Below are 12,625 nucleotides of genomic sequence, written 5' to 3' on the forward strand. Positions count from 1 at the left end.
ATAGCAATAGTGCAACGACGTCAATGACTGTAACAATTAATCCGGTTATTGATGGCCCGAACCCGGTTGACCCAGTCGATCCGACCGATCCAATCGATCCAACGAACCCGAGCGCGGATGGCAATCCATTAACAGGAACGGTAAGCACGTTAGAGGATACTGAGGTCGATCTTGAACTGGGTCCATTAACCGCTGTTGATAGCACTGAAACGATCAGCAGTGTCACGATCGGTGGCGTGCCAACTGGAGCGATTTTGTCAGCAGGTACGAACAACGGTGATGGCACCTGGACAGTGGATCCCGCTGATCTTGACGGTTTGAGTCTTACGCCAGTCGAACATTCTAGTGATGACTTCACATTAACGACTGCAGTAACGTTCACACAGGGAGATGTTAGTAAAGTTTACAATGGTTCGGTAGAAGTTACTTTGGAAGCAGTCGCTGATGCGCCTGCGGTGAGTGCGAGTGATGTAAATGGTGATGAGAATAGTGCTATTGCCTTGGATATCACTGGTAGCCTAGCAGATAACGATGGTTCTGAGTCAGTTACCGGTTACACCATCAGCGATGTGCCGTTAGATGCTACGTTATCGGCTGGCACTGACAATGGAGATGGTAGCTGGACGTTGACAGCTGCTGAGCTTGCCGGTCTCACGATCACGCCAGCAATAGGCCATCTAAGCGATATCGTTCTGCAGGTCACGATTCATAATGAAGATGTTGATCCCGATGATAGCAGCCAAGTCGATAGCAATAGTGCAACGACGTCAATGACTGTAACAATTAATCCGGTTATTGATGGCCCGAACCCGGTTGACCCAGTCGATCCGACTGATCCAATCGATCCAACGAACCCGAGCGCGGATGGCAATCCATTAACAGGAACGGTAAGCACGTTAGAGGATACTGAGGTCGATCTTGAACTGGGTCCATTAACCGCTGTTGACAGCACTGAAACGATCAGCAGTGTCACGATCGGTGGCGTGCCAACTGGAGCGATTTTGTCAGCGGGTACGAACAACGGTGATGGCACCTGGACAGTGGATCCCGCTGATCTTGATGGTTTGAGCCTTACGCCAGTCGAACATTCCAGCGATGACTTTACATTAACGACTGAAGTAACGTTCACACAGAGTGGTGCTAGTCAAGTTTATAATGGTTCGGTAGAGGTTACCGTCGAGGCGGTTGCCGATACGCCTATTGTGGCGGGGGCTTCTGACGGCGTTTCAAGTGGCGCTGCAACTGGACAAAATTTATTTACTAACGGAGATTTACAAGGTACGCCAGTTAATGGGTTCCTTGACGGAATGAATCTCTCTGGTTGGTCTACTGAATTTGGTTCACCAGATGTTAATGATGAAGATAATGCTGCAGGAGGTGCCGCTTCCGGTAGCTGGATCAACACACCTATAGTCTCTGGCAATGGAGGAACTTGGGTTGGTATGGGCATCATGGAAGATTTCAAAGAGGGTATCTCTCAAACCGTATCTCTAGCAGCAAATCAGGACTACATGATTAGTTTTGAACAGGCTAGTTTTGGGTTGCAGACGGGCCACCTCATGTTTGAAAACAATGCTTATATAAAAGTGAGTTATACAGGTCCAAATGGCGTAAATACTCTTATAGGTTCAAGTTCGGTTATTAGCGCGCCTGCATCTTGGGATATGCAAACTATGACCTTTACTGCGCCAGAATCTGGTAGTTATGAAATCATTTTTGAGATAGCCAATCCGGGTGCAGCTGAGTTGGCATATCTTGAAATAGATGGTGTGGAAATCACTGAGGTAGACGACGCCTCCATCGCTCTTGATATTACTTCTAGCCTGACGGATAACGATGGGTCTGAGTCAATTACTGGGTACACGATCAGTGGTGTGCCACTGGACGCAACGTTATCAGCAGGTACTGATAATGGTACAGGAGTATGGACGTTGACAGCAGAGGACGTTGCAGACCTCAGTATTACGCCAGCGGCGGATTACGAGGGTGATATTGATCTGCAAATAACGGTATACAACGAAGATGTTGACCCAGACGATAGCAGCCAAGTCGATAGCAATAGTGCGACGACAACCTTGACCATATCAGTGGAAGCTGATGAAGATGCTCTAGCACCAACGTTAAACTTTACCTTGGGTGATGAACAAATATCTGCAGTTGGCAGCATCGAGATCGATAATTTAAACCTTATTCATCAAGGTGTTATCCAGATGAATAGCAACGTTCAAGGCAGTAATAATGCCGATTATGTGATCATCACGGGTACGCAAAACAACGCCGGCGGTGTGTCAACGTTTAATGGTAATGACTTGATTTATGTAAAAGGTTGGGGGAATGCGCAGAACGTCTCTGTTGACGGCGGCGGTGGCTCCGGTGATACGTTGATGCTAAACATGTCCGCTGTCCAAAGTCTCGCTCCTAGTGGTACAACCTCGGGTTCTGTGACATTTGTTGGAGGCGGTAATCTAATCTATAACAACATAGAGACTCTTGTTCAAGATACCTCTGACACTGTAACGATGACACGGAGTTTGTCACTAATGGCGGATTTGGCTACCGATGATGGCAGTGAGAGCTTATCACCAGTGACCTTCTCAGGCTTTCCCAGTGGTGTCGAGTTGTTGGAAGGCAACACTACTTTGGCGGTGAGTGATGGCAGTGATTTTGACATCGCAGTCAGTGCAGGTGTTAGCCGCTCCATGACTATAGAGCATGCTGCCAATGTCAATGTTACGGTAAGCGCTAGCGTTAGCGCGACTAATATCGCCTCTGGAGATACAGCGACAACCCAAGTTTCGCAAGTGATTGACGACATCCTCGTTGGTCTTGAGTATGAGACTAGCTCGGGTGCAAGAGGTGTTACCGACGCAGAGGGTATTATTAGCTTTGATCAGCGCGATACCATTCGGTTTAGCGTTGGCGCGGTAGTGATTGGTGAGTTAATAGCGGCAAATGTTCAAGGCAGAGCAATTTTTCTGACTGATTTCCAACCGGTTAACGGTGCTGTCGCAAGCAGTGATTACTTGACTAATATGGCGGTGTTCTTGCAGTCTATTGATAGCAACCAGCTGCCAGATGACGGGATTCTTATCGAGGCAGATACTCGACAGGCGTTTGCCTTGAATGATGCTGATTTGGCGCTTCTATCGCTCAATGAGGTTAATGTGATGTTGGTCGAAAAGGGTTTTCAGCCGGTGGAGCCTGGCCAAGCATTGCAGCATGTGTCTGAGAATCTGGCCGAATACAGTGCAGATAACACCGCAATCAATATGGTAGAACTAAGTTTAGATGCGCTAGGTTTGAATTATGCAACTGAAGATGCCGCTCTTAATCCGGGCCAGACTTTGCAAATCGAAGGTTTGCCAGAGGAGGCGATAGCCTCTGATGGTAAGTGGGTTGACGGCGTTTTGACTATAGAACAGGCCCATGCAGAGCAGGTGGCGGATCTGAAAATTATCTTACCTGAGCAAGTGGTTGGGGAACTTGAGGTATCTGCGACCATTAAATTAAGCCAGCAGGACGAGACCGATTTGCAGCTCATCGATAGTGATATAGTGATGGTTGAGGAGGAGAATGCTATGGCGTTGATGGAGCCTGTCTGTGATTGTCAGCTTTATCCTGATAGTGATGAACAATTAATCATCAGCGCCAGTGAAGAGGTGCTTGTGGGCTAATTGTTGCTCAGTGAGTGCCCCTGAAACACTCATCGATATACTAATTAAGGGGGGCACTCTTTTGTTGATCGTTTTTTATAAACAACTACTTGGCGCATGATTAGGTCTTTTTATTCGAACATATTGACCGGTCTTTATTTGGCAAAAGCCTCTGGTTTTTAAATTTTTAGAGGAAGGTTTCGGTGTCAAAATTGACGTGTTTTGACTTAATTTGTCGGAACGCATGCTTTGTAAGTCATTGATTTATCAGTACAAATGACTGTGCAAGCCCTCAGTTTCAGCGTTCGAATCCCTAGCTCACCACCATTTTTCATTGAAGTCGAATGCCTCCATCTAAGTTGCTTAACTGATAAAACTCTTCGTTATTTGCGTTAATGCTTAGTTTTTAATTTCTCAGTTATCTGAAAATAAATACTTCATCAGTTTGTCTATCGTTTCATCGAATGATTGCTCCGTCCTCGATGAATATTCCTTGAGCATGACGAGGGCTTCTTTGGTTACTTGTTCTGTTGAGGGTAGTTCTATCCCGCATAGTTTATCGATTTCACTAACTGGCTCATCTAATGTTAATAGCGACTCAAGTGCGTCAAGTTCGTTCATTGTTTGACAGCCGGTTATTACGTCGGAGCTTGTCATTGCGACATTGGCTGCAATGCCGATGATTGGAACCGATGAAGGCACTAATACTGCGGTGTTGGCGGTGATATTTTTCGCTATTCGGCTTTAAGCGCGCGAGCTGATTGCTCTAGCTTTTTTTGCATTGGCTTTGATTGTCGCTTGATGCTTTTTAACCTTCACGTTCTCTGTTTTAAGTTTCTTATTTTCTTGTTTTATCAACTTTGCTTGCGCTGATTTACTATCTCGCATCAGGTTAGATATCGGGATATGGGTCATGGCATTCGCTAACAGGTCGTAAAACTTAGCACTAGTGATTGAGAGAATATTGGTTGCTAACAGAATGCATAGCATCGCTGCGTAAATTGATTTCTTCATAAACGATTTTAGACCCATGAATCAAAATTGATGCATACAATGCAATTGCTGACTTTCATACTATATACATCGTACTGTGAAATTTAATATTTAGTGATGGGTGTTCGCCAGAAGTTAAGTCTTGGATAAAGCGGAGAGTGTATGGATAAGTTAATCAGCTTAGGTATAGCGTGTTTGGTTTTAGCATTAAGCGGCTGCGCAGTGAATCAGGAGCTAGTGAAAGATATACGTTTGGAAACCGAAAAGCATCCAAGAGCAAATTTGGCGGGCTACAAAACGTACAGTTGGATAGGGTCGACCGCTTTAGTGATTGATCCCGGACACAAAATTGATTCTCGGGGATTTAATGGAGGTCTCGAGTTTGAATACCTAGTGAATAAAAAAATGCGAGAGCTTGGCTTTTCGCAATTAGCGCAATCACGTGAGCTTGGGATTGCGTATACTGTTGGCGTTGTGACCGATATTCCTGAAATTCCTAACGAAGCAATGAAGCAGCTTAAATTACTCGGTGACAAGCCTGCGATTGGCCTTCGTATCGTTGCGGTTGATATGGCGACACAAACCCCAGTATGGGCTGGTGGAGTAGTTGGGAATTTTATGCAGGAACGGTCGGATGAAGAGGCTCAGAAGCGATTGAAATACGTCGTTGATGGTTTGTTCAGTGACTTTATACAGCCTGCTTCAGAGTATTAACGGTTATAGAGAGGTAAAGGGCTTCAATCGCTTTACCGTATTGAAGCCCCGGTATTTATTTAATCGGATATACGTATTTCAGCCAGCCCAGCATTCTGAGCAAAATCCTTCGAATGGCTGATACGTGCATTTAGTCATGTTCATAATTTAGGGCAACGGCCTGTCCTTGAACGCCAAGAGGCAGGTTATAGTCATTAAGATCTTCTTCTAATTCTATAATTCCGATAGCAAAACCATGTTGCGCTATTCTGTTTGCCGCAATGAGTGCGTCTGCTGCTTGGAATTCACCTTCTGCCATCGCTGGTTGTAAATTCACAAGCTTGCCTTTAAATACATGACCAGGCACTGCATCTAATATTACTTCCGCCTCTAAGCCAACTTTCATGCGTAGGAGTGAGTTTTGCCAAAATCTGGCAACGATACGTCTTTTTTCTGGAGGTATGAAAGACATTACCGGGCGCAAGGGTAGTGCTGCTGCAAATGTGCCCGGGCGAATGCCTACTTGTACTGGAGTGCCATCTGACGGCGCTCTAATGATTGTGCGATCCAAGTCGAGTTGTGCACGGTTTCGAGCTTCAATGAGCTGTGCAACAACTGTATTTTCTCCGGCTATTTTCGACTCTGCAATCAGTTCTTGGCGCTTCTCATCAGCTTGCGCTGCGCGATATGCCGTTTCTGCTTCTTCAAATAATTTCTTTCGGTTATCGACTTGTTGTTGTGAAAAAGGGGATGCGGAACCTGCCGATTCGTGGTCTGTTTTGAAGCGCAAGTAGGTTTTTTGCTCGCTCAAAATTTGCCTTTTCCTTCTGTGTCACGGCTTTAGCACTTTCTAGCGCTACGTCTTTTTGCGAGACACCACTTTTAGCGTCGGCTAAAGCTGCCTCGACTTTTTTAAGGGCAATTTGTTGAGCGCTGTTTTCAATTGTGTACAGGATGTCGCCTTGTTTAACGGCAACGTTTGGGGTGATGTTGACGGTTTCGACAATTCCAGAGACTTGGGGAACGATAGGGACCGTGACAAATGCTTCTTTAGCGTACTTCGCGTACGGGTGATTGTAATTCATGACCATCATCAGAGTCGCGACGATTGCGATACCACCTAACACCGCTGTTGGAACGGTCCACTTATTCATTGGGATTTTGAAAATCTTGGATATAGCGATGCAGATTGCTGTATAGGTCATAATAATTAGGATATCCATTAATGATCACCTTTATCTGACGAAGTGAGCGACGAAATTGTTTTCTTTAACTCCGATATTTCGTCTTCTAAGTTCGCTATTCGATGGTTGTTTGATTTGATCCCCCATCCGGTTTCTTCGTTGTATAGCGTCGCCCAAATCCACAAAAAAAGGCCAGATGACATGCAGTGTGAATAAGCTGCCCCAGCCTGATATATGAATGGCATCTTGGTGGGGGTGGTTCCGATGGTAGGCAATCTCGTATGGAATATCGTGAATGATGATCACGCCATAAAAGCACACCAGAATAACGAAAAAAACAAGAAACAAAGTGAATTAATCAAGCATGATTTTTCTCACTTTTTATAGATAAAGTACTTTTAAAGTAGCACAGTATGTTTTGTAATTCTCGTCCGTTGAATTGTTTGGGCGTGCTTTATGGTTAGGAAGGTTTGCTGCCGATTGATCTACTCTGGTAGCGTACAGGCACAAAACACAACAATAAAAAGGATTTGTGCAGAGTATGAAATTTCAATGTAAGGCGGCGGATATCTCGTTTTTAGAATCTGCGCCAATCAAGCTATCTTATTCTATTCGCATTAGCTCAGACGCAAAGACCGTTTATGACGCGCTAATTAATCCGAATACCTGGCCTCATTGGTTTCCTGGGATGACGAGTGCAACTGCGTTATTGGAGGAGGAAGAATGCTTGTCTCGGATTGTAACCCTGAATTATTTTATTCAGTTTAGGGAAGAGTTTTTGATTACTCAGCCTAATCAAAAGGTGGCATATCGTGTCTCAGCTGTTTCTATTCCATATGCAGATGAATTAGTGGAAGAGTTTTCAATTCAGCAAATGGAGAAAGAGGTTGAAGTAAAATATCGTATCGGTCTCCGTGTCCACAGTTCTTTATCCATGCTCAGTGGTTTAGTTGAGAGAATAGGTGCTCGTTCTTATCAAGCTGCTTTGAACAACCTGAAAACGTTCATAGAAAAATAATAAAATTAACGGGTGCCGCTGTCGCAACTGGTTAGGTAGAAGAGGGCGGTAAGTTATTTGTTTTCAAGATGCTTGTATAAACTCACGGTTTGTTTGTTGGATTTTTAATTGCTTAATCCTGCGCACATTTTGAACACGTCTTCCTGAGATTATTTCTAAGATATGACAGTATTAGAGTATTAGCTCTATATTGGTCGGTGCTGTTTGCGATCCTATAAAAATAAGCAAAATGAAGGAAGAACTTTGGCATGGAATCGACGAGCGCAAGTCCGCTACTTTATTTGTGGGAACAACGTACTCTCTTTATCGGTCTACTTACTGATCCGCTAGATATCTCTACTGGCTCTGGGACACTGATGTTTGGTTTGCATAAACCCATTCGGTTTATTACCAGTGAGACGACTCAGCCAATCGAGTGCAGAACCTTGCTTCTTCTAGCGGGTATGCCAGTCATTATCGATACGCAGGGTGAGCTTTTTGCAAATTGCAGTTTAGATCCATTGGGAAAAGACTATCGATTACTTTCTAGTTTGATGAATGCTAACGAAGGTACCGCGTTTTATGACGCTGAGAGCGAAGATACTTATATCAATCGTTTTCTAGAGTTGAGTTCCGCGCCCTTTGATTCTCAGGAAATTCTTCATTCCCTATCGCTCATTTTGCGAACCAACGAAATTATTGGTGTTGAGCATAATTATTGGCTTGATAAACGAATTAAGAATGTTATCAAACATATTCAGTCAACTATAAGTGAAAACCTATCCCTCTCTGATCTCGCTAATGTTGCAAACTTATCTCAATCGAGGTTGATGGAACTTTTTAAAAAGCAGACGGGCATACCCATTAGGCGCTATAAACTTTGGTGCCTTTTGTATAAGACCACGGAAAATGTAGGGGCAGGGATGACATTGACCGATGCTGCGGCTGAAGCGGGCTTTACTGATTCTTCTCACTTCAACAAAAGTTTTCGGTCGATGTTAGGAATGAATCCGTCGCAGATTTTTGGTCAAACAAAGCAGCTTCACGTTATATTGCCTGACCAAGAACGAAGTGCTTCGCCCAAATTCGAATTAAACGAAACACTAATTGATTAATTTGAGTCGCTAAAGGTCATTTGGACATGAAAAAAAGGCTAGCGATGAGTGCTGGTTTCGCGAGTGTAGGAGTGCTACTTGGTGCGACATTCCTTATGTCAGACAAGCAGTCTTCGGATCTTGGATCTCAGCTTGAAGATACGCCAAACTCTAATGCGTATCTCGCTGAGAAGTGCAATAATATTCAAACTCCCTTGAATGAATCTACAGAAATCCATGAAATTTATCCGAATGAGCAGGGCGACACATATTCGTCAGCTTACGGACCTTTAGCAAATTCCTTACGTGGCACAAGCATACCCGGTTATTTTGCGCTGACGGATTACGGAGACTTAGTCGTCACGCCTTCTTTAAAATCTATGATCGATTACTTTTTAGCAGCGCTTGGTGAAGAGCCAATCGAAACTATTATCGGGCGCATCGAAGAGTATTTTACTAGACACCTCGAAGAGCCAGCACGCTCTCAGGCGATTGGTGTTTTGGCTGAGTATATTTTGTATAAAGAGGCTCTAATTGATTTAAAGGGGATTGTCGCTGGCAACAATCTTGTTGCCCCGTCTGGACATGACTACTTAACCCTATTTGAATACCGTCGTGATGCACGAATGAATAGCTTAAGCGCAGATGTTTACGAGGCGTTTTTTGCTGAAGAAGATGCGCTAGACGCATACACTGCCGCGGTACTACAGCGTAAACGAGATGCGAGAGAGGATAGCGTTGGGTCAGGAAGTTTGGTTGATCTTGAAGGCCTCTTGCCCGAGCAAGAACAGAATCTAAAGCAGCTCGATCGTGACAGGAAAAGAATACAAGCTGTTAAGGAAGCCGGAGCTACAGCACAAGAGCTCCATGAACTGCGTCGTAGAGTATATGACGAGAAAACTGTTCAACGATTTGCTGAAGCAGATCAAAAGCAATCTGCTTGGGATGCACGTTTTGCTGAGTATCGGCAAAAAAGGGAATTAGTGTTGAATACCAATGGTTTGTCAGATTCTGATAAGCAATTAGAAATTCAGGCCTTGCAAGCATCTATGTTTGATGTGAATGAGCGCAAGCGCTTAGCGACCTTAGATAAAATGGCCGATAGAGAAATCTGAGCCGTTTATTCTTGTTTAATTTTCTTAGGCATTCCAGCCAAATAGTTGCACATTAATCTGATCTCGTCCGCCTTGAACCCCAGTTTTATCTTATATTAAGACTATAAAAAAGCCGCTTCTGGTCACCCATTAGCGGTTTTCTAATTTAAGAGAGGTCAGGTATTTCGATAGAAAAACTGACCTCAATTAGTACAGCAATTGCTATTACAAACCCATGCCTCGGAAACGATCAGCGTGGTTTTTGTATAGCGTCTTAGGATCAGTCTCTAAAAGATTACTCAGACCAAATAGCATATTTGTAGCATCTAAATGGTTCATCCAGTAATCGTCACGAATGTTCTCACCCCAACGTTGCGAGCATTTAGCAACTAAGCCATCTGTCTGTTCGCCATTGTAGTAACCCAATGCGTCAGTAAGCACGAATAAAGCATCATTTATGTCTGCGATATTTGTGGTTGTGCCAATACTTCCCCACGAGTAGTAATGAATGCCGTTAACAAGGTTGGCGCCGTTACCACAATAAGTTGTTGGCTCTCCGTCAGGAAACTCTTCTGTGAAAGCTAACGCGCCTTCAGAAGACATAAACTTAACGATTTCTAAAGCGTCACTTGCATATTCAGGATTACCAGCGAGTGCGTCGAGTACGTCTCCGGTTAAGTTCAACAAATCTGCCGCTATGCCTTCAAGCGGTCCACCAATAATGTTGTCGACACCCCAATCCGCAAACCCAGAGCCATAGTTGATGCCGTTTACTGATGTCACAGATGACACAGTATCAGGGCTGACTGCTGCAACATAGCGTGATGTTGGTGTGCCTAAGCTGTGACCGATCAAGTGTACTTTTGATGCGCCGGTTTCTGGCAATACCGTATTATTGATGTAGTCTAATAGCTGCTCACCACGTTCTTGTGCGGTATCCCATGCGGTTACATTTGGCGTATATACAACTGCGTTTCCTGAGCGCAAAACTGCTGGAATATTCTGGAAATACTCGACAACTCCGATGATTTTGTCGAATCCAGACACGCCGTGAACTACCGCAATCGGATACTGCGTGTTGTAGCGATTGTCGTAGTTAATGGCATTCACATTAGCTTTTTCGATAAGGTAGCCCGCGTACTCAATGTCGTACGCGACATGACATACGGGTTGAGGTGTTAACTGGTGCTGTTGGTAAATCGATAGGCGCAACATAACCGCTGTGCGCATCTCCAAACGCCATAGAGCTAATACCTAAAGAACCCGCGACTGCGAGTAATGATTGTTTAGCTGTCATTTTTAAGTTGAACATGATCTCTCCTTTTATTTTTGTATGAAAATTATTCAACCCGGCCAATGTAAGGAAAAACATGGAGACAAAATTGTATGAAATGACGGAATGTTTGTGATTAGTTTGAAGGTGGTCTGATATGACGAAAAAGCTGCGGTGCGTAAATAAAAAACCGCACTTCAGAAGCTCCGAAGTGCGGTTTTGGACTTTCTATAACTAAGCTTTGTTCAGAGCTCTTTGATCGCTGAGGTCGTTGCTTGAAGGACTTCTTTTGCGTCGCCTTTTACCATCAAGCTATTGTCACGAATGAATAGGCTGTTTGGTATGCCGGCAAAGCCCGGAGACAAGCTTCGCTTAACGTTAACGACGGTCTTCGCTTTATGCACATCGAGAATAGGCATTCCGAAGATAGGCGAATTTGGATCCTCAGCTGCAGCTGGGTTAACAACATCGTTTGCGCCAAGTACGATTGCCACATCAGCCTGAGGAAGCTCAGGATTGATGGTATCCATGTCTTTTAGTTGATCGTATGGGATCTCAGCTTCTGCCAACAATACGTTCATGTGGCCAGGCATACGTCCAGCAACAGGGTGTATCGCATAGCTGACTTTAGCTCCACGTGCTTCAAGCTGATTAGCAAGCTCTTTCACTGCGTGTTGCGCTTGGGCAACCGCAAGTCCATAGCCTGGAACCATCACAACGCTGCGCGCACCGTCTAAGAGTAGTGCAAGGTCATCTGGCGTTGCGTATTTCACTTTGCCGTCATAAAACTCGCTGTCGTTTGACTTCGACTGCGTATCAGCCTGCGGCCCAAATGCACCACCAAAGAGAACGTTTGGTAGTGAACGGTTCATGGCTTTACACATTACTGCAGTCAGGATAAGACCAGACGCGCCAACTAGAGAACCAGTGATGATCAAGCCTTGGTTTTCCAACACGAAACCGGTCGCTGCGCCAGCAAGACCTGAGTAGGCGTTAAGTAGCGCAACAACAACTGGCATATCGGCACCACCAATTGGTTGTACTAGACCGACACCTAGTAACAAGCAGAGGCCGACAATAGCGAGTAGTACAAGGCTAGACAGTTGGCCTTCACCAAACATCATGCTTGCGCATGCAAGAATACCCACGAGGCTCGCTACTGTAATAAGCTGCCATTGTCTTGCGCGCTTACTGTCACCGATAGTTCCTTTTAGCTTAAGAACGGCGACCACTGATCCTGATAGCGTTATTGCACCGATGACGATCGAAGCAAGAATGGCTGCTGACCATACGCCGGTTACCACTGAATTTGCTGCGATTGCAGTTAACCATGTGCTACCAGCAACTGCTAGAGATGCCCCGCCGCCAACGCCATTAAGGCTTGCTACAAGCTCTGGCATAGACGTCATTGCTGTGCGTTTTGCCAGCAATGCACCAATTGAACCGCCGAGTAAAATACCAGCAATGATCGTAGTGAAACCAATGATGTCGTGGTGAAGAAGTGCTGCGGTTACTGCGATCAACATGCCGATAGCTGAGAGCTGATTTCCGCGTACAGCCGTTTTAGGTTTGGTCATGCCTTTTATGCCGAGGATAAAAAACACAGCCGCTGTTAAGTAAGAAAGATTGACTAAAGCAAACATC

12 protein-coding genes are annotated in these 12,625 nt (G+C 44.8%); 5 read left to right on the forward strand and 7 right to left on the reverse strand.

Annotated elements, in window-relative coordinates; genetic code table 11:
- Nucleotides 1–23: 23 nt before the first annotated feature.
- A complete protein-coding gene (locus A3762_RS14580; RefSeq protein ID WP_156493477.1) occupies nucleotides 24–3,674 on the forward strand; it encodes a hypothetical protein in 3,651 nt (1,216 codons plus the stop codon).
- Nucleotides 3,675–4,067: 393 nt separating this feature from the next.
- Here A3762_RS14580 and A3762_RS14585 read toward each other — a convergent pair whose 3' ends face one another.
- Both A3762_RS14585 and A3762_RS14590 read right to left on the reverse strand, forming a co-directional pair.
- Nucleotides 4,068–4,355: a hypothetical protein gene (locus tag A3762_RS14585; RefSeq protein WP_068756269.1), complete on the reverse strand. Its 288-nt coding sequence runs from the start codon at nucleotides 4,353–4,355 to the stop codon at nucleotides 4,068–4,070.
- A 42-nt stretch (nucleotides 4,356–4,397) separates the two neighbouring features.
- Nucleotides 4,398–4,667: a hypothetical protein gene (locus tag A3762_RS14590; protein ID WP_156493478.1), complete on the reverse strand. Its 270-nt coding sequence runs from the start codon at nucleotides 4,665–4,667 to the stop codon at nucleotides 4,398–4,400.
- 141 nt (nucleotides 4,668–4,808) lie between these two features.
- Here A3762_RS14590 and A3762_RS14595 point away from each other — a divergent pair, with 141 nt between their 5' ends.
- Nucleotides 4,809–5,360, forward strand: coding sequence for a DUF4136 domain-containing protein (locus A3762_RS14595; protein ID WP_068756273.1), 552 nt, complete (start codon nucleotides 4,809–4,811; stop codon nucleotides 5,358–5,360).
- A gap of 130 nt (nucleotides 5,361–5,490) precedes the next feature.
- Here the strand turns inward: A3762_RS14595 and A3762_RS27665 are convergent, their stop codons facing one another.
- Genes A3762_RS27665 through A3762_RS14605 form a run of 3 tightly spaced genes read right to left on the reverse strand, consistent with a single transcriptional unit; the run spans nucleotide 5,491 to nucleotide 6,844 of the window.
- Nucleotides 5,491–6,150 carry an HlyD family secretion protein gene (locus A3762_RS27665; RefSeq protein WP_197469276.1) on the reverse strand — a complete coding sequence of 220 codons (660 nt, stop codon included), beginning with the start codon at nucleotides 6,148–6,150 and terminating at the stop codon, nucleotides 5,491–5,493.
- Complete coding sequence (locus A3762_RS27670) at nucleotides 6,062–6,562, reverse strand: biotin/lipoyl-binding protein (protein WP_197469277.1); 501 nt, start codon at nucleotides 6,560–6,562, stop codon at nucleotides 6,062–6,064. Before A3762_RS27670 ends, A3762_RS27665 begins: the two co-directional genes overlap by 89 nt.
- 12 nt (nucleotides 6,563–6,574) lie before the next feature.
- The gene (locus A3762_RS14605; RefSeq protein WP_369820686.1) at nucleotides 6,575–6,844 is read right to left on the reverse strand and encodes a DUF3302 domain-containing protein; all 270 of its coding nucleotides are present in this window, start codon (nucleotides 6,842–6,844) and stop codon (nucleotides 6,575–6,577) included.
- A 220-nt stretch (nucleotides 6,845–7,064) separates the two neighbouring features.
- Here A3762_RS14605 and A3762_RS14610 point away from each other — a divergent pair, with 220 nt between their 5' ends.
- From A3762_RS14610 to A3762_RS14620, 3 genes are all read left to right on the forward strand, one after another.
- Nucleotides 7,065–7,541: an SRPBCC family protein gene (locus A3762_RS14610; protein WP_068756275.1), complete on the forward strand. Its 477-nt coding sequence runs from the start codon at nucleotides 7,065–7,067 to the stop codon at nucleotides 7,539–7,541.
- 248 nt (nucleotides 7,542–7,789) lie between these two features.
- Nucleotides 7,790–8,635, forward strand: a complete 846-nt coding sequence (locus A3762_RS14615; RefSeq protein WP_068756256.1) for a helix-turn-helix domain-containing protein — start codon at nucleotides 7,790–7,792, stop codon at nucleotides 8,633–8,635.
- Between the two features lie 26 nt (nucleotides 8,636–8,661).
- On the forward strand, nucleotides 8,662–9,729 hold the full coding sequence (locus A3762_RS14620; protein WP_068756258.1) for a lipase secretion chaperone: 1,068 nt from the start codon (nucleotides 8,662–8,664) through the stop codon (nucleotides 9,727–9,729).
- Nucleotides 9,730–9,933: 204 nt separating this feature from the next.
- Here the strand turns inward: A3762_RS14620 and A3762_RS14625 are convergent, their stop codons facing one another.
- Together A3762_RS14625 and A3762_RS14630 are read right to left on the reverse strand one after the other, a co-directional pair.
- The gene (locus A3762_RS14625; RefSeq protein ID WP_082869157.1) at nucleotides 9,934–10,938 is read right to left on the reverse strand and encodes a triacylglycerol lipase; all 1,005 of its coding nucleotides are present in this window, start codon (nucleotides 10,936–10,938) and stop codon (nucleotides 9,934–9,936) included.
- 288 nt (nucleotides 10,939–11,226) lie between these two features.
- Complete coding sequence (locus tag A3762_RS14630; protein WP_068756277.1) at nucleotides 11,227–12,624, reverse strand: NAD(P)(+) transhydrogenase (Re/Si-specific) subunit beta; 1,398 nt, start codon at nucleotides 12,622–12,624, stop codon at nucleotides 11,227–11,229.
- Between the last annotated feature and the right edge of the window lies 1 nt (nucleotide 12,625).

Source organism: Oleiphilus sp. HI0125 (assembly GCF_001635355.1).

What these genes read in the sequence shown, in the direction of transcription:
- A3762_RS27670 (WP_197469277.1), bottom strand. Translation starts at nt 6,562, where the DNA reads ATGGATATCCTAATTATTATGACCTATACAGCAATCTGCATCGCTATA.
- A3762_RS14610 (WP_068756275.1), top strand. Translation starts at nt 7,065, where the DNA reads ATGAAATTTCAATGTAAGGCGGCGGATATCTCGTTTTTAGAATCTGCG.
- A3762_RS14630 (WP_068756277.1), bottom strand. Translation starts at nt 12,624, where the DNA reads ATGTTTGCTTTAGTCAATCTTTCTTACTTAACAGCGGCTGTGTTTTTT.
- A3762_RS14625 (WP_082869157.1), bottom strand. Translation starts at nt 10,938, where the DNA reads ATGCGCACAGCGGTTATGTTGCGCCTATCGATTTACCAACAGCACCAG.
- A3762_RS14620 (WP_068756258.1), top strand. Translation starts at nt 8,662, where the DNA reads ATGAAAAAAAGGCTAGCGATGAGTGCTGGTTTCGCGAGTGTAGGAGTG.
- A3762_RS14615 (WP_068756256.1), top strand. Translation starts at nt 7,790, where the DNA reads ATGGAATCGACGAGCGCAAGTCCGCTACTTTATTTGTGGGAACAACGT.
- A3762_RS14580 (WP_156493477.1), top strand. Translation starts at nt 24, where the DNA reads ATGACTGTAACAATTAATCCGGTTATTGATGGCCCGAACCCGGTTGAC.
- A3762_RS14595 (WP_068756273.1), top strand. Translation starts at nt 4,809, where the DNA reads ATGGATAAGTTAATCAGCTTAGGTATAGCGTGTTTGGTTTTAGCATTA.
- A3762_RS14590 (WP_156493478.1), bottom strand. Translation starts at nt 4,667, where the DNA reads ATGAAGAAATCAATTTACGCAGCGATGCTATGCATTCTGTTAGCAACC.